Source organism: Nocardia sp. NBC_01388 (assembly GCF_045040085.1).
Lineage (GTDB): Bacteria > Actinomycetota > Actinomycetes > Mycobacteriales > Mycobacteriaceae > Nocardia.
In genome coordinates, this window is sequence record NZ_CP109553.1 from 3,547,506 (window position 1) to 3,564,410 (window position 16,905).

General features: G+C 66.9%; 12 protein-coding genes. 7 read left to right on the forward strand and 5 right to left on the reverse strand.

Annotated elements, in window-relative coordinates:
- Positions 1-146: 146 nt before the first annotated feature.
- Positions 147-2,375, reverse strand: coding sequence for a SulP family inorganic anion transporter (locus tag OG716_RS17540; protein WP_405138633.1), 2,229 nt, complete (start codon positions 2,373-2,375; stop codon positions 147-149).
- A 336-nt stretch (positions 2,376-2,711) separates the two neighbouring features.
- Here OG716_RS17540 and OG716_RS17545 point away from each other — a divergent pair, with 336 nt between their 5' ends.
- Both OG716_RS17545 and OG716_RS17550 read left to right on the forward strand, forming a co-directional pair.
- Positions 2,712-3,440, forward strand: coding sequence for a S1 family peptidase (locus OG716_RS17545; RefSeq protein WP_405138634.1), 729 nt, complete (start codon positions 2,712-2,714; stop codon positions 3,438-3,440).
- Between the two features lie 120 nt (positions 3,441-3,560).
- Positions 3,561-4,715: a lipase family protein gene (locus tag OG716_RS17550; protein ID WP_405138635.1), complete on the forward strand. Its 1,155-nt coding sequence runs from the start codon at positions 3,561-3,563 to the stop codon at positions 4,713-4,715.
- Between the two features lie 9 nt (positions 4,716-4,724).
- Here OG716_RS17550 and OG716_RS17555 read toward each other — a convergent pair whose 3' ends face one another.
- The 4 genes from OG716_RS17555 to OG716_RS17570 form a co-directional block, all read right to left on the reverse strand.
- Positions 4,725-5,081, reverse strand: a complete 357-nt coding sequence (locus tag OG716_RS17555) for a hypothetical protein (protein WP_355120547.1) — start codon at positions 5,079-5,081, stop codon at positions 4,725-4,727.
- A 131-nt stretch (positions 5,082-5,212) separates the two neighbouring features.
- The gene (locus tag OG716_RS17560) at positions 5,213-6,190 is read right to left on the reverse strand and encodes an alpha/beta hydrolase (RefSeq protein ID WP_405138636.1); all 978 of its coding nucleotides are present in this window, start codon (positions 6,188-6,190) and stop codon (positions 5,213-5,215) included.
- A 38-nt stretch (positions 6,191-6,228) separates the two neighbouring features.
- The gene (locus OG716_RS17565; protein WP_405138637.1) at positions 6,229-6,912 is read right to left on the reverse strand and encodes a DUF6875 domain-containing protein; all 684 of its coding nucleotides are present in this window, start codon (positions 6,910-6,912) and stop codon (positions 6,229-6,231) included.
- A complete protein-coding gene (locus OG716_RS17570; RefSeq protein WP_405138638.1) occupies positions 6,909-10,850 on the reverse strand; it encodes an amino acid adenylation domain-containing protein in 3,942 nt (1,313 codons plus the stop codon). The genes OG716_RS17565 and OG716_RS17570 overlap by 4 nt, the downstream gene beginning before the upstream one ends.
- Positions 10,851-11,042: 192 nt before the next feature.
- On the opposite strand from OG716_RS17570, the gene OG716_RS17575 reads away from it, so the two are divergent.
- The 5 genes from OG716_RS17575 (at position 11,043) to OG716_RS17595 (ending at position 16,886) form a co-directional block, all read left to right on the forward strand.
- Complete coding sequence (locus OG716_RS17575) at positions 11,043-12,443, forward strand: glycoside hydrolase family 27 protein (protein WP_405138639.1); 1,401 nt, start codon at positions 11,043-11,045, stop codon at positions 12,441-12,443.
- A 93-nt stretch (positions 12,444-12,536) separates the two neighbouring features.
- The gene (locus tag OG716_RS17580) at positions 12,537-13,307 is read left to right on the forward strand and encodes an SGNH/GDSL hydrolase family protein (RefSeq protein ID WP_405138640.1); all 771 of its coding nucleotides are present in this window, start codon (positions 12,537-12,539) and stop codon (positions 13,305-13,307) included.
- A 158-nt stretch (positions 13,308-13,465) separates the two neighbouring features.
- Positions 13,466-14,917 (forward strand): class I adenylate-forming enzyme family protein, encoded by a 1,452-nt coding sequence (locus tag OG716_RS17585; protein ID WP_405138641.1) that lies wholly within the window; start codon positions 13,466-13,468, stop codon positions 14,915-14,917.
- Entirely contained in the window at positions 14,914-16,143 is a 1,230-nt protein-coding gene (locus OG716_RS17590) for an acyltransferase (protein WP_405138642.1), read from the forward strand. The genes OG716_RS17585 and OG716_RS17590 overlap by 4 nt, the downstream gene beginning before the upstream one ends.
- Positions 16,125-16,886 (forward strand): phosphosulfolactate synthase, encoded by a 762-nt coding sequence (locus OG716_RS17595; RefSeq protein ID WP_405138643.1) that lies wholly within the window; start codon positions 16,125-16,127, stop codon positions 16,884-16,886. The genes OG716_RS17590 and OG716_RS17595 overlap by 19 nt, the downstream gene beginning before the upstream one ends.
- Positions 16,887-16,905 lie beyond the last annotated feature (19 nt).

Genomic DNA, 16,905 nt, shown 5'->3' on the forward strand with positions numbered 1-16,905 from the left:
CTGCTGTGGACAGCGTTGGCCACAGACTCACCGGACGAGCTTCGCCAAGATTAGAAGTAAAGACTTAGTAAACCCTGAGAAAAGCGCGGCCACAATGCAAAACGGGCGTGAATCCTTACGGATTCACGCCCGAAAAGCGACCTACGTCACACTGGCAATACCGCGCTGACAGTTTGCAGCCGACCGCCCACATCCCCGATTTCGGCAATGCCGTCCACCGTGACCTCGATGACGCGAGCAGTCGCGATATCGAAGAAGAGTCCGGACAGCACCACTCCCCGCTCGACCGCACCCCGGCGTACCACCGGATGCGCGTACAGGGTTTCCAGTTGCACAGCCACATTCACCATGCCGAGCTGATCGACCGGACCGAATCCCGCGGCCGCGGCGGCCAGCGCCACCGGATGCCCGAGCCGGTACAGCTCCAGACTGGGCCGGGCATTGGCCAGCCAGCCGTCGAGTTCGGAGCCGGTCACCAATTCCGAATGCAGCGCCGCCATCGCACCGCAGCCGGAGTGTCCGCACACCACCACCGATCGCACAGCCAGCTTGTCGAGGGCGTAGATGAGCGCGGCCTCCATCGAGAAGTCCTGGCGATCGGCCGGAACCAGATTGCCGATATTGCGGATCGTGAACAGATCGCCCGGACCGCTGTTGGTGATCACATTCGGCACAATCCGGGAGTCGGCGCAGGTGATGAACAGCGAATCCGGTTCCTGCCCATCGCGCAGCACATCGAGATGCGGGCGCACCACGTGCGCGTGACTGCGGTGGTACGCCGCCACCCCCGCCACGATCGGATCGACATCGCCGCCGGAGCGCCGCCACGGCGCCAGCGCCTCATTGAGCATGAGCCGCGAGTCACCGCGCGCGGGCGGGCCGTCGGTCGCGCCTTCCATGCGCACCGAGCCCATTTCCACGAATTCGACGGTGCCGCCCCCGGCGCGCTGCCCGGCCACCCATTCCTCGATGGCGTCGTAGGCCGCGTGGTCCAGGAAGTCCACGGTCATTTCGAGCGTCACGTCCGCACCGGCGGGCACCCTCGCGAGCTCGGCCGCGAGTTTCGGCAGCGCGAGGAAGGTGAAGGTTCCGTCCACGGTGACCCGCCAGCGGTTGGGTTGCACGGCTTCGGCATTCACCGACACCCGCACCACCCGCCACAGCAGCAGCGCGAAGGCCAGTGCGAGGCCGACGAGCATGCCCAGCAACAGATTCCAGAACACCACCACGATGATGGTCGCCGCGTAGACGATCAGATCACCGGTGCGCTGGGCGCGGCGCACGTGCGCGAGCTTGATCAGCTGAATGCCGACCACGATGAGCAGTCCGGCGAGCGCGGCCTTCGGAATCTGCCGCACCACCCCGACCAGCGCCACCGAGAACAGCAGCACCCACAGCCCGCACAGCATGGTCGAGGCCCTGGTGCGCGCGCCCGCCTTCACATTGGTGATACTGCGGACGATGACCGCCGCCACCGGCAGGCCACCGATCAAGCCGGACACCATGTTCGCGACGCCCTGCCCGATCAGTTCTCGATCCAAATCGGTACGGCGCGAGGCGTTCTGCCGGATCCGGTCGACCGCCACGGCCGATAGCAGAGTCTCCACACTCGCGATGAGCGCGATGGTCACCGCCATGAGCGCGATCGTTGCCCAACTGCCGTGCGGCAATTCAGGCAGGCGCAGTTCGTCCAGCAGCGAGCCGTTGAGCACGATGTGCTCGACCCGGACCGGAAGCACCAGTGCGAGCGCCGTCGCCGCGACGACCGCGACCAGCGGGCCGGGCACCGCGCGCACCGGGGCGGGCATACGTTTCCAGGCGACCAGAATGACGATCACCAGCAAACCGACGGCGAGATCGCCGCCGTGCACCGAGCGCAGCTCCTGCGGCAGCCCGGCCAGGCTGTCCCACGAGGAGCTCAGTGAATTGCCGCCGAGCAGCACGTGCACCTGCTGCAGCGCGATGACTATGCCGATCCCGGCGAGCATGGCGTGCACCACGACCGGCGCGATGGCCAGTGCGCCGCGCGCTATTCGGCTGAGCCCGAACACTATTTGCAGCAGGCCGGCCGCGACGGTGATGAAACAGGTGGCGGCCCAGCCGAATTGATTGATCGACTCGGCGACGACCACGGTGAGACTGGCGGTGGGACCACTGACCTGCAGTGTCGAACCGCCGACCAGTCCGGCTACCACCGCCCCCACGACCGCGGCTATAAGACCGGCGGCCACCGGGGCTCCGGCGGCGACGGCAATACCGATGGACAGCGGCAACGAGACCAGAAATACCACTAGCGAAGCCGGTAGATCGTGGCGTACCAACTCGGCGAGGCCTGGAAGCGACGTCCGGGGAGGCTGTTCGGTGTCGGTGGACATATTTCTCCTTCGCCGGCACGGCGGAAGCCGCCCGGTTCATCGGTCAACATGTACTGGCATCGAGAGCGAGCTGCGGGCGAGGCTGTAGACAGCACGACGCGCTATGCAGAACGCGGTAATCGTAAAGACTATGCAAAGGATCTGGAAAGAGTTTGCGGCGATTGCGGTGAACCGCTATCAAACTGTGACCCGCGCCACTCTCGCCTGAGAGTAGACGTTGGCTATCGCCCGCCCAAATCGACTCAATCAGACATTCAATACAAAACAGTCCGGTCGGTGTGTTTCACTGGTTCGGTTCCAGCCCATCCGCACGACTTCCCCAACGGGAGGTTCGACATGTTGGCTCTCGGCAGAATTCTGACCAGTATCGGATCGATCGCGGCCGCTTCGATTTTCGCCGTCGGGCTGACACCCGGGACGGCCGCGGCCGACGGTCCCGCCGTTCTGGGCGGTGGCTCCGGCATCGCGATCAGCACCGACGATCCTCAGCTCTACGCACTGTGCACCGTGACCGCCGTGGGATTCGACGGCGGGAATCGGCTGGTCGCGGTGACCGCGGGACACTGCGGCGAGGTCGGCGCCGCGGTCTGGTCGGAGGGGTCGGTGCGCACCGGTGTGATCGGCAGGGTGGCCGAGGTCGACGACTACTGGGACTGGGCGGTCATCGAGCTCGATGCGGCCAAGGTGGTTCCGGTGCGGCAGATCACGCAGAGCGTGGTGAATGGAATCGGTTCGCCGCCAGGACTTTTGGAGACGGTGTGCAAGAACGGGCGCACCACCGGGTTCACCTGCGGCCCGGTCTGGCAGACGCTGCCGGAGGGCTTCAGCAGTCATGTGTGCGCCGATCACGGCGATTCGGGAGCGCCGGTACTGGTCGGCGACCGACTGGTCGGCATGGTCATCGCCGGGCAATTACTGGACCTCGGCAGCGTGGTGCTGCAGATGCCCTCCTGCACCAACCCCGCCGACCCCGTGCACGAGCCCGACCTCTCCACCAGCATCGGCAATGTCCTGACCAGTATGGATCAGCACGGCGGCGCCGGAGCGGGCTTCCGGCTCTTCTGAGCACGGGGCCGACCTGCCGAGCGACCTCCGGTGCGCCGGGTCACCTTGCAATGCCGACATGGTTGGCGAATAGTCAGCGAATACTGCACGGTTGAGCCTGGCGATTCAGGAGGGTCTTCGATGCGTGGGCTTCGCAAATGGACCGGCGCCGTCATCGCGGCCACCGCGTCGGCGAGTATGGCGGTCGCCTTCGATGCCGTACCCGCGGCCGCAGATCCGCCCGGGACACTGATCTCGGCCGAATCGCAATCGGACAGCTTCCATGGCATCCCCGGCGGATCGGTCGTCCGATACTGGATGGCCAGTTCCGGCGGCGCACCGAAGCAGGCCAGCGGCGCACTGTTCGTCCCGGCCGGACCGGCGCCCGAAAACGGCTGGCCGATAGTCGCTTTCGATCACGGCACCACCGGTTTGGGCATGGGCTGCGGCGGTAAATCCGATCCGAGCACCGCGCCGTACGACCACTTCATCGCGGATGAGGACAATGTCATGCGCTCCCTGGTCTCCCAGGGCTACGCGGTGGTGGCTCCCGATTATCTCGGGCTCGGGTTGTACGACACCGGCCCGCATCCGTACCTGGAACTGCAGAGCGAGGCGACCGCCACCATCGATATGGTGCGCGCGGCCCGAGCAGCCCGTCCCGAGCTGTCGAGGACCTGGGCCGTAGTGGGTCCGTCGCAGGGCGGTCAGGCCGCATTGGCCACCAGCCACCTGCAGGCTACCTACTCCCCCGATCTCGACTTCCGCGGCACCGTCGCCATCGATCCCGAATCCGATGTCGAGAAGGCGCTCACGATCGCCGGGCCCACGACCCCGGCCATCCCCGGTACCGCCGAAACGGTCGGCTACCTCACCGACATTCTGGCCGGGTTGCGAGCCGCACGTCCCGACGCCGCCGTCGACAGCTATCTGACGCCGCTGGGTCATTCCGTGCTCGATCGGATCGGGACCATGTGCCAGCCGCAGATCAATGCCACCATCAGCGATCTGGGCATCGGCCAGCTGCTGAGCCGGCCGCTCGCCGACGGCCCGCTCATCGGGGCGGTGAACAGCTATATGGCCGTGCCGACCACCGGGTACAACCGGCCGATCCTGTTGCTGCTCAACGCAACCGACACCAGCGTGCCCTCACCGCTGCACGCCGCCCTGGCCGCCCAGTTCGCGGCGAGCGGGGTCGATTTCCGCAGCGTTGTCGGCACCGGCGGCCACACCCAGCTCAATCCGCAGATGTGGGCCGCCCTCAACGACTTCCTCGCCGCCCACGTCCGGTCGTGAGCCGCGGATTCAGCTCGCGGGGTTCAGTGTCACCTTCACCGTGACCCGGCCCTTGTCGTCGCGCTTGGCGATCGCGAGCCCGGTGCGGTCGGAACCGTTGAGGTGCAAGGAGATCGGGCCACCCTCGCCGAGGAAATTGCGCCACCACGACTTCGAATCCGCCATGGCGACACCGATGGTGAGCGTGTCACCCGAGCGCCAGTAGTTCACCGGCGTGCTGAAGGTCTTACCCGAGCGCCGCCCGACATAGGTGATGACCACAAAACCGCGACCCAGCAGCGGGCCGATCACAGGTGCGTCGATCAACTTGACGATCACACCGTTCATGCCGCGTGCGGCCTGTCCCAAAACTGATCCGAATGCCATGCTTCCTCCTGCTCATCTCCGGGAGTCCGCCTGCCGCACAGCCGCCCACCCCAGCGCCACCAATGATCTTGCTGCTTCGACCTTCAGCCTACGACCTCGCGGCCGCAGTATCGACCGCTGAGGGACGGTGGCTAGACGCCGAGGGCGGCGGCGAAGACCGGCCAGGAGTCGTGCAGATCGTCCTGCCAATAGGGCCAGGCGTGGGTGCCGTTGCGGAAGACCGCAGTGGCCGGGATGCCGAGTGCGGCGAGGCGGCCCGCCAGGGCGGCCGCGCAGCCGTGCACCACCGATTCCATGCTGCCGCCCACCGCGAGGCGGTCGGTCAACCGGCCGATATCGCCGCCGATCGACGGATCGGCGAGGGTGTCGTGCACGCCGGGGAGGCCGTTGCCGGCCGAAAGGTAGAGCGCCACACCGCGCAGCCGGTCGGCATTGAGCACCGCGTCGTGTGCCGCCCAGGCCGGATTGCCGGGTCCGCCCCACATATTGTCCGCATTCGCGCCGAACAGTTGCAGTTCGGAGCGCACGACCGCGGCGGACATCGGATCGCTGGTGCCCGGGCAACCGCTGAACGCGCCGACCGCCTGGTACCGGCCGGGCGCCTCGATCGCCAGATCCAGGGCCGAGGTCGCCGACATCGATGTTCCGGCAATGGCATTGCGGCCGGTCAGGGCGAAACGGTCGGACAGCGCCGCGGGCAGCTCGTCGATCAGGAAGGTCGACCACTTGTTCCGGCCGAGCACCGGATCATCCGCGGCCCAGTCGGTATAGAAGGAGGCGCGACCGCCGATCGGCTGAATCACATTGACCTGCTTGTCCGCGAAGAACTGCGCGGCATCGGTGCGATTGGTCCAGGGCCCGCCGGACTCGCCACCATCGACGGCATTGAGCAGATACAGCGCGGGTGCGGGACCGTCGGGGTGCGAAATCCACACCGGGATGGTCCTGTCCATGGCGGGCGAATAGACGTCGACCTCGAACTGCCTGCCACCCAGCGGCCGGACATCGACAATCGCAGCGGCCGCCCCGGCCGGGGCGGCCGCTGCCACTGGCAGCAGACCAGCTACTACGGCGGTCAGGGTGGCAAGGCAAAGCGGTAGCCGGCGCATTATTGGAGTATCCCCCGTAAGAAGCCGGTTTTCCGTGATCACCGCGCGTGTTCGTCCGCGGAATGCATGCGCAGCGAGGTGATCCGCCCCGCGTCCGGACCGTCTACCCGCATTCGTTCGGCAATCGACCAGCGCAGCTTGCCGGGCAGGTCCGGTGCGAATCGCGTGAAGTATGCGTACAGCCACTCGGTCCGGGCGACCAGGAACGGGAAGTCGGTGCTCATCATCGGACGGAGCACCAGCATCGGCACGGGGGCGTCGAGGGGATGGAAGTCGCTGTTCCACAGCCCCGGCACGGTGCAGCCCGGATAGAACTGGCCGAGCATCAGACCTGCCGAGACCGCCTGCGTTTTACGGGCGCGGTGCACGGCATCGATCAGCTCGTAGCGGGTCAGTTCCGGGAAGAGGGTGACAAGCGTCAAACCCCTGGAGTCCACGGGGTTTTCCTGCCGCAGTCGCGCGTACACCGCGAACGCGTCGTCCATCACCTCCCCCATGCCCTCCGGCGACAAGTCCGTGCCGGCTGCCACACCGGCCCAGAGCAGCTGCCGCGTGGTCGTATGCCGCATGAAGGGGCACACCGGGCCCGGACGGCCCAGTCCCGCATGGGGGTTCAGCAGATGATCGCTCACCCACCGCACCAGGGTCGCGGCCGCCGGGCCCTGCTGATCCCAGCGCTGCGGATGTCCGTACACATTGCACCAGGTCACCGCGGCGCTCATCCGGCGTCCCCGCGTGCGAGGTGTGCGGCGAGCAGTGGGCCGATGACCGCGACGGCATCGGGGTTGGTGAGCTGGGCGTGGGTGGCGGCGACAGGATGCTCGACGAGCGCGCCGGAGATGTACGGACGCCACATCTCCACCCCGAACGATTCGGTCATGCCACGAGTGGCCGAGAAGTACAGCAGGTCACCGTCGAAGACGCCGGGGCGATAGCCGTGAGACAGGCGCACGCCGTCGACGTAGCCGTGATGCAGGCGGGTCAGCTGCTCGGCCGTGAGGCCGGTACCGAAAGACGCTGCCGCGGCAGCCAATTCGGCGGCTGCCTGATCGGCGGTGAGGTCGGGTAGCGCATCACCGTCCTCGGGTTCGCCGCCGAGCAGATGGGTCAGCAGATCGCGCATGCGCGGGACCGGTGGCGGTGGCATGTCCTCGGGGAAGACGATGCTGTCGAGCATGACCAGCGTCGCGACGGTGGCCGCGCGCTCACGCAGGCGGACGGCGATGGCGTGTGCGATCTGCCCGCCCAGCGACCAGCCCAGCAGATGGTAGGGGCCGTGCGGTTGCACTCGAAGGATCTCGGCCGCATAGCCGTCGGCGAGATCGTCGATGGTGACGTCCGAGCGCGGCTCACCCTCCAGGGTCAAAGCCTGCAGCCCGTACACCGGACGGTCCATGAGGTGGCGGGCCAGACCGGCGTAGCACCAGGCCAGCGGGACGGCCGAGTGCACGCAGAACAGCGGGGGACGAAAGCCGTTGCGGTGCAGGGTGAGTACTATGCCCAGGGCATCGTCGGTCGCGGAGCTGCCATCGTGAGCGGCCAGGCGATCGGCGAGTTCTCGCACCGTGGGTGCGGTGTAGAGCCAGCGGACCGTGACCGGCAGGCCGGTGGCGGCGGCGAGTTGGGCCGAAAGTGCCACGCCGAGCAGTGAATTGCCGCCTGATTCGAAGAAGTCGTCGTCGAGGCCGGCGCGCGGGGTGCCGGTGATCGCCGTGAAGTGTTCGGCGACCAGGCATTCCAGCTCGGACTCGGGGGCGCGGTAGGGGCGCTGAACGGGCGTCGGGGCGGGTAGTGCGGCGCGATCGATTTTGCCGTGCGCGGTGACCGGCAACCGATCGAGCTCGACCAACTGCGCGGGAACCAGAGCGGCGGGCAAGAGTTCGCGCAGCCGGCGGGTCAGAGCGGAGTGATCCAGCTGAATCCCTTGCGCAGCAACAATATAACCGATCAACCGGGTTCCGCCCGTAGCCTCGTATGCGGTGACGACAGCGTGTGAGATCTCGGGCAGCGCCGTCAGCGCGGCTTCCACCTCGGCGGGCTCGGCGCGCCGCCCGCGCACACTCAACTGGTCGTCGGCCCGGGCGAGGAACTCCAGACTGCCGTCCACCGCCGAGCGGACGAGATCACCGGTGCGATAGATCCTTTCGCCCTTGCCGAACGGATCGGCGACAAAACGCTGGGCCGTGCCGCCCGGGCGACCCCGGTAGCCTTCCGCCACCCCGGGACCACCCAGATACAGCTCACCGGTTCCGCAGCGTGCGGCGGATCGCAGCCGGTCATCCAGGACCAGCGCGCGCACCCCGGGCAGCGGTGCGCCGATCGGCACCGGTCCACCGGCGGTCAATGCCGCGGATTGGGTTGCCATGACAGTGGTTTCGGTAGGACCGTAACCGTTGAACAGCCGTAGGTTCGGCGCCCAGCGTCGTACCAGCTCGGCAGGACAGGCTTCGCCGCCCACCACCGCGACCCGCAATCCCGGCACCTGGTCGGGGGTGAGCGTCGCCAGTACTGCCGGGGTGGTGAGGAAGTGGGTGATGGCGGCCTCTTGCAACAGGGCGGCCAATTCGGGTCCGGCCACCACCGATGGCGGTTCGACAACCAACCGGGCCCCGCCCGCGAATGCGGCCAGCAACTCCAGCAGATGCGCGTCGAACGAGGGCGCGTGCGCGTGCAGGATCCGTGAATCCTCGTTCACGCCATAGTGTTCGACAATGTGGTCGGTGAGCGGACCGAGTCCGCGGTGAGTGACCGCCACACCCTTCGGTGTGCCGGTCGTGCCCGAGGTATAGATGAGGTAGGCCGGATACTCGGGGAACAGGGGCCGTGTCCGCCCAGAATCCTGGATCGGTGCGCCGGAATGCCGGCCGACCCGCGCGAGAGTGTCCGGATCGTCCAGCACAATCCAGCCGGGTCCCGCAGGGAGACCGGCACGGGCGGCGCTCACGGTCATACCCCACCGCGCGCCGGAATCCGCTGCGACGGTGGCCAATCGATGTGCGGGATCGGCAGGATCGACTGGGACGAATGCGGCTCCGGTCTTCGCCACGGCCCACACGGCCAGCACCGATTCGGCCGATCGCGGCACTGCCAGCAGTACGAAATCGCCCGGTCCCGCGCCCGACTCGATCAGTTCACGCGCCCACTGTGACGACAGCTCGTCCAGCTCACGGTATGTCCAGGTACGCGCACCGTCCCGTACCGCGACCCGATCGCTCCCGTGCCCGCCGATCACCTTCCCGCACAACAGATCCGGCAGCAACCGGTCGGTGCGCGCCGCTGGGGCGACCGGCAGCGCACGGTACGAGGTCAGGGTCCGCACGGGCTGATCCAGGTCGGCGAGGAAGTCATCCAGGTACGCCAGGAATTGCTGATGATGCCGGGCCAGCGCCTCCACCGAGTACATCCGCGAGTTCGCCTGCATATCGATGACGATCGACCGGTCGTCGGGCCCGATCTGATAGCCGTTGACCAGCAGATCCTCCACCGGCCCCAGCGCCAGCAGTCGCATCTCCGCGGTGAGCGGCCCTATCCGCGGAGTTTCGACGAACCTGAGCATATTCAGCACGGGCCCGAAACCACCTCGCACAGTGTGATTTTCGCCGAGCCCCCGCTGCATATCCTCATACCGGTACCGCTGATGCCGAAGCGCCCCCACCACCCGCGCCCGCACCTGTGCGACCATCTCCCCCGCCGTGGCCGCACCGAATCCGCTCAGCCGCAGGGGAACCACGTTCGACACCGATCCACCCGACCGCCGCAGCGCGGCGCTCGGCCGCGCCGCCACCGGCAGGGACAGCAGCACCTCGTCCGCACCCGCCATCGCGGCCAGATAGCAACCGAACGCCGCAATGGTCAACTCCGGGAACAGATGCCCGGACCGCTGCCGCACCACGGTCAGCCGGTCCGCGGTCTGCGTCGGCAGCGCCGCTCCCACCCGATGCGGTCGCAACCCGGCGGGTTGCACACCCGCCAATCGCGCCGGCTCCCCGATGCCCGCCAACTGCTCCACCCAGTACTCACCATCGGAGTGCGCCCGCGCGGAATCGGCATAGGCCCGCTCCTCCTCCAGCAGCTCACCGATTGTCATCGGCCGTCGCGACAAGCCATTCGACCCGAGCGGCGAACCCGTTGCAGCCGCATACAATTCGGCCGTCCGGCGCAGCACCCCCGCCGCACCCATACCGTCGAGCACAATGTGATGGCTACGCAGATACAGCAGATTCACGTCCGACCCGACATGGAACAGAGTGGCGACCGTCAACCGATCGGTCAGCAAATCCAGTGGCGCCCCGTAATCCCGATCCATCGCCTCCCGCGCCACCGCGATCGGATCGGCACACCCACTCACATCCTCGAACCCCACCGCCCCGAACGCACCGAAGTCCACATACTGCCGCGGATACCCCGCAACAATCCGAAACCGCACCAGCGGCGACTGCAACTCCCGAGCCGCCCGTCCAGCACACTCCCCCAGCAACCCCACCTCGAGCGGCCCCCGCAACTCCAGATACATAGCCACGGTATTGGGCACATCCGGATACAGCTGCTGCGCGACCCACCACCGCAATTGCGTAGCGGAAAGCGCAAAGTCGGCCTCCCCCGTGCCCCCGCCGCACACCACAGTTCCCGCCGCACCCAGGTCCCCGTCGACCCGCGCCAACGCGCCTCCTCACGCCCGAACAGCAGGGTTTGAACCGTCAACGAGCAAACCTACGGCATCGCCCGGCAACCCACCCGGTACCGCACACGACGGCGAGTTCGATTCCGCACGGCATCGAGCCGCCGGCAGCGTTGGCGGTACGCTACGGCGTCCGGTGAGCCCGGGGCCGCACGACCGAAGGGAAAATCGAGCGTGCGTATCCGGGAGCCGGCTATCGCAGTGGTTGCCGCCGCCTGTCTCGCGGCTGCCCTCGGTGCGGATGCGGGGGTTATTCCGACACCTGTCCGGGCTGCGCCCGCGGTTGCCGCCCGGGCGGTGCCGCCGATGGGTTGGAATTCCTGGAATTCCGGAATCGCTTTGTCCGACAAGAATATTCGGGCGACGATCGATGCCATGGTGGCCTCCGGAATGCGGGATGCGGGATACCGGTACGTGAATCTCGATGCGGGGTGGGCGGCGCCGACCCGGGATAGTCAGGGGAACCTGCGGGCCGATCCGGGGCGGTTTCCCGGGGGTATTGCCGCGCTGGCGCAGTATGCGCATGACCGGGGTATGTACCTCGGGCTGTATTCCAGTCCGTACAACCAGGTCTGCGGGCAAACCACGCGGAATGCCTCGCTGGGCCATGAGATCGCTGATGCTCGCACGTTCGCCGCATGGGGCGTCGACTATCTGAAGTACGACTGGTGCCGGAACGATGCGGATCTGGGCGATCAGGTGCGTGCCTTCACCGCCATGCGGGATGCTCTGCGGGCCAGTGGGCGGCACATCATCTACAGCATCAATCCGCACAGTTCGGCGGATCCGGCGGCGGATGCCGGCTATGACTGGTCGACCGTCGCCGATATGACCCGCAATAACGGCGATCTGATTCCGCTGTGGCAGAACACTTTCTTCACGGTGCAGACGTACGGCTACTCGACCAGTTCGTATCTCGGCATCCTCGATCAATTGCAGGCCGCCGCACCGCTGGCCGCGCGCAGTCGGCCGGGTTACTGGAACGATCCGGACATGCTGGTGGTCGGCGTCCCGATCGCCCGGTTCTTCGGCGTCCAGCTCAGCAATACGCCCGATTTCGCGCTCCCGGACAAGCTGACTCCGGACCAGACGCGACAGCTCGCCTCGGGAGTGCCGCTCACACCGGATGCGATTGCCCGGCTGGGTGATCTGCAGGAGGGCCTCACATCCGATGAGCAGCGCTCCCATTTCTCGCTGTGGGCCATGCTCGCCGCGCCTTTGCTCGCGGGCAATGATGTCCGCGCCATGACCGAGCAGACGCGGGCGCTGCTGACCAATTCCGAGGTCGTCGCCATCGATCAGGACGCGCTCGTCGCGCAGGCTACGCCACTGCCGGGCGACGATCGGGTGCTGACCAAACCGCTGGCGGACGGCGCGCTCGCGGTGGCCCTGATCAATCGTGGCAGCCTCCCCACCACCATCGAAACCAGCCTTACCGCACTGGGCCTGCGGTCCCGGCAGTGCTATCAGGTGCGCGACCTCTGGGCGCACGCCGGCGGTACCACCACCGACCGGGTAGCGGGCCGGGATATCCCCGCGCACGGCGTGGCACTGCTGAAACTCACCCGCTGCTGACCGATCTCGAACCGAATCCGGGCCTATCCGAATAATGTGTCAGCTTCTGGGTATTCCTTGACCCCACTGAGCGCCGTCACGCAGACTGTCGGCGTGCGTCGCACCGTGTTGAGCTGGCTTGCTGCCGGTTTCGCTGTTTTGTCGGTTTCCGCTGTGTCGTCCTCGGTCGTGGCCTACCACGAGGATGCGCGCTCGCGGCCCGCGGTGGCCGCCCTCGCGCACGGGGGCTCGCACGCGGTGAACGCTGCGGCAGCGAACCTGCCGGTGCTCGCGGTGGTCGGCGCCTCGTTCTCCGCCGGAACCGGAGCCGCCTCACCCACCCAGGCCTGGCCCCAGGTGCTCGCGTCCTCGATCGGCTGGCGCGCGGTGGTCAGCGCCGATTCCGGCGCCGGCTACCTCGTCGGCGGTGCGCACGCACTCGGCCCGCTCAACCGGTTGCTGACGAAACTGGATCTGCCACATCTGAAGCCCGCGCTGGTGATCATCCAGTCCGGTCACAATGACGTCGGCCAGCCCGATGCGCGCGTACGCGCCGGTGTGGTGCAGCTGATCCGGGAGATTCGCACCGAGTCACCCACCTCGGCAATCGCCGTGCTCACCGTCTTCCCCACCGGCGACCATCCCTCGAAGATCGTGTGGGACACCGACTCCGCCATCGTCTCCGCCGCGCGATCGGCCGATCCGGGCGTGTACGTCTTCGATCCGCTGGTATCGAGCTGGCGCTTTCCGCGGCTGCCCGACCAGTTACATCCGACTCCCGCAGGGCATCGCTGGATAGCCGGCCAACTCGCATCGGACCTGCGGGCCGATGGTCTTGTGCACGGCCCCACCCAGGTGCCCGCCGTGCGCAGGCCGACCGCCTAGCCCGAGTTGACGGCAGGTTCGCCGGGCCGCGCACAGCAGGTTCACAGAACCGGGAAACGGGTATCACAGGTTCGGCGACGACCATGTGAGGAATGGATGCGGTGACCAAGTGCCAGGATCCAGCCGAGGACCCTTCGCACGCAGAGACACTCGTGACGATGATCGCCACGCGCGCCGATCTGCATGCCTCGAAACCGATATTCGAGGATGCGCGCAGTGGCCGGACCGTCACCTACAGGCAATTGCACTCCGCGGTATCCGAGTGGTCCCGGCGCCTCGACGCGGTGGGCGCGGGACCGGGTGCGGTCGTGGTGGTCGATGTACCCGACCCGCTGACCTTCGCCGTGGTCTTCCTAGCGGTGATCGCATCCGGGCGCTGCGCCCTCCCGGTCGACCCGCGCGCGCCGATCGGCGAACTGCTGCGGGTGCTGCTCGGCGTTCGCCCCGTCGTGGTGGTCGGCGCCCGGCCTGAGCTGGCCGTGGTCTGCGATGCCCTGTTCATCTCCCCGACCGCCGAACCGGTGCGTTCCGGCCCGATATCGCTGGCGCGCCGCGGCTCGGTCCTGCTGTCGACCTCCGGTTCGACAGGAGAACCCAAAGCCGTCCCGCTGACCGAACAGCAATTGCTGCATGTCGCAGGCGCGGTGGTCCGGCATCATCGGCTCACCGATCACGACCGCGGCTACAACTGCCTGCCGCTGTTCCATATCAACGGCGAAGTGGTCGCGCTGCTGGCGACGCTGACCGCGGGCGGCTGCCTGGTACTGGATCAGCGGTTCCATGCCTCCGGGTTCTGGGAACTGCTCGCCGCCAAGCGGATCACCTGGCTCAATGCGGTGCCCGCGATCCTGTCGGTGCTCAGCGGCGATCTCACCGGCCACGAAAACGCCTGTCCCGAACTGCGTTTCATCCGTTCCGCGTCCGCACCGCTGCCCAGCCTGGTGCGCAAGCGAATCAGTGCGGCCAGCGGCGTGCCGATCGTCGAGAGCTACGGCATGACCGAGGCGGCCAGCCAGATCACCGCCACACCGCTGGACGGTCCGACCCCGCTCGGTTCGTGCGGCCGCCCCGTGGGTGTTCAGCTGGAGATCCGGGACCAGGACGGCGCGGTGCTGCCACCGGAACAGATAGGGCACGTGCATATTCGAGGCGCCGGGGTGATCAGCGGCTATCGCGGTGGTCGCGCCCGCGAACGCTTCGATGCGCAGGGCTGGCTGGATACCGGTGATCTCGGGCGCGTCGACGCCGCCGGATTCGTGTACCTGACCGGTCGCAGTGACGATGTGATCAATCGGGGCGGCGAACTGCTGTACCCGCGGGAGATCGAAGAGGTGCTGCTCGCCGATCCGGGCGTGCGCGATGTGGTGGTGGTCGGCCGCAGCGATCCCGTCCTCGGTTCTGTACCAGTCGCTTTCGTCGTTTCGACGCTGCCCCAGCGGGATGGCGGAATGGCATTGGCGCAGCAGCTGCACAACCTGTGCGCACGTCAGCTCACCAGTTTCAAGCGTCCGACCGAGATTCGATTCGTCGACGACTTCCCGCGCGCGGCGACGGGCAAGGTGCGGCGCCATGTCCTGCGCGGCCAGGCTCACGGTGTGGTCGGAACATGAGTACCGACGCGGCAATTCGTCCGCCCCAGACGACAGTCCGCCGGCAGAAGCGTCCCTATCTGCATCAGATCGACCTCTTCCGCATTCTCACCTTCGCCTGTGTCATCGCGGTGCACGTCGTCGGCGGGGTGAACGATTCGGGCAGCGTCTCGGCTAACGGCGCCATGGCGCTGCTGCACTTCACCCGCTACGCCTTCTTCGCGCTGACCGGATTCGTGCTGATCTACCAGTTCACGAACGATTCCTTCCGCGCCAGGAACTTCTGGCCGCGGCGGTTCGCACTGGTCGGCATTCCGTATGTGGCCTGGTCGGTGGTGTATTGGGCCTATTCCATCTATCTGGGCCAGAACTACGGCAGCGTGGGCTGGCTGCTCAGCCGACTCGGACTGGACCTGGCCTTCGGCACCGCGTACTACCACCTCTACTTCCTGCTGGTCACCATGCAGGTGTACCTGCTGTTCCCGCTGCTGCTGAAGCTCTTGCGGCGCACCGAAGGACGGCACCGCTGGGTGCTGCTGGTCAGTGCCGCACTGCAATTGCTGTGCCTGTGGTCCCTGGCGTATCCGCCGTTCACCACCGGTCTCGCGGGGCAGCTCTGGATACATCTGTACGCCACATTCGTTCCGTACCAGTTCTTCACCGTGCTCGGCGCCATCGCCGCGTGGCATATCGATGCGGTGCAGGCTTTCCTGCGCAGACATGCCCGGGTGCTCGCGATCGCCGTGATCGCGACGGCCGTTGCCGCCGAATGGGATTACCTGCGCCTGGTGCACGGCGGTATGGCGCCGTGGATGGCCTCCGGTGAGTTCATGCCGGAGCGGATCATCTGGTTCTTCGGGGTCATCGTCGGGCTCTACCTGATCGGAACGCACTGGGCCGCACAGCGGCAGGACAACGATCTGCTGGCCCGCATGGTCCGCTACGGCGCGGATCGCTCGTTCGGCATCTTCCTGATCCATCCCCTCATGATCGAGATTCTGGCTCCTGCCTTCGTCGCCTGGGGATCGACGATCGGGCATTTCTGGGAGACCGTCCTGCTGTTTTTCGGGGTCGTGGCGCTATCGCTGATCGGGACCGAAATTCTGCGCCGCAGCCCCGGAAGTCTCTGGCTCACCGGACGACCCATGCTCCGCACCGACCTGTCCGTGCTGATCCCCCGGCGATTCCGCACCCCGGCGCCCGCCCGCGATTCCTCCGAGGAGGTCGTATGTTCGCCCACACCCTGAACCTGCCCGGCCGGGATGCCAAGCCGCGCGAGCGCGGCCTGACGATGGTGATCGACCCCGGACTCCCGAACAGCGTCTTCCGCGACATCATGGCGAGCTACGGCGATTTGATCGACTACGTGAAGTTCGGCTGGGGCACCTGCCTGGCCACCTCCGGCATTCTCGGCAAAACCCGCGCCGCCCGCGACTACGGTGTCGAATTCTATTTCGGTGGAACCCTTTTCGAGAAGTTCCTGATCAGCGATCGGGTCGACGAATGGTACAAGCTCTGTAGTGACGCGGGCGCCACCGTGGTCGAGATCTCCAATGGCACCATCCCGCTGTCCAATGCGGAGAAGGCCGGCTACATCCGGCAATTCGCCGACGAGTTCACGGTGCTCTCCGAGGTCGGTTTCAAGGATCCGGTCCGCTCGGAGACCTTGTCGCCCGCCCGCTGGATCGACTACATCCAGCAGGATCTGGACGCGGGCGCGCACTTCGTGATCGCCGAAGCCCGCGAGAGCGGCCGCAGCGGTATCTGCCGCCCCGACGGCGAACTGCGCTACGGGCTGATCGAGGAGATCGCCGAATCCGCGATCGATGTGAACCACTTGATGTTCGAGGCTCCGACCAAGGATTTCTACGCACCGACATTCACCCGCTTCGCCGGAACCGCCGAAGAACACGTCAGCTTCGTTCTGCGGGATCCGTCCAATAATCTCCTGGAGTTCAAGCACTACCTCGACCCCCGCATGATGTATTGAGCAGACCCGCGTAGCTCCG

Excerpts from the sequence above, each read along its gene's own strand:
- OG716_RS17585 (WP_405138641.1), top strand. The coding sequence starts at position 13,466 with ATGATCGCCACGCGCGCCGATCTGCATGCCTCGAAACCGATATTCGAG.
- OG716_RS17540 (WP_405138633.1), bottom strand. The coding sequence starts at position 2,375 with ATGTCCACCGACACCGAACAGCCTCCCCGGACGTCGCTTCCAGGCCTC.
- OG716_RS17550 (WP_405138635.1), top strand. The coding sequence starts at position 3,561 with ATGCGTGGGCTTCGCAAATGGACCGGCGCCGTCATCGCGGCCACCGCG.
- OG716_RS17595 (WP_405138643.1), top strand. The coding sequence starts at position 16,125 with ATGTTCGCCCACACCCTGAACCTGCCCGGCCGGGATGCCAAGCCGCGC.
- OG716_RS17545 (WP_405138634.1), top strand. The coding sequence starts at position 2,712 with ATGTTGGCTCTCGGCAGAATTCTGACCAGTATCGGATCGATCGCGGCC.
- OG716_RS17590 (WP_405138642.1), top strand. The coding sequence starts at position 14,914 with ATGAGTACCGACGCGGCAATTCGTCCGCCCCAGACGACAGTCCGCCGG.
- OG716_RS17560 (WP_405138636.1), bottom strand. The coding sequence starts at position 6,190 with ATGCGCCGGCTACCGCTTTGCCTTGCCACCCTGACCGCCGTAGTAGCT.
- OG716_RS17565 (WP_405138637.1), bottom strand. The coding sequence starts at position 6,912 with ATGAGCGCCGCGGTGACCTGGTGCAATGTGTACGGACATCCGCAGCGC.
- OG716_RS17555 (WP_355120547.1), bottom strand. The coding sequence starts at position 5,081 with ATGGCATTCGGATCAGTTTTGGGACAGGCCGCACGCGGCATGAACGGT.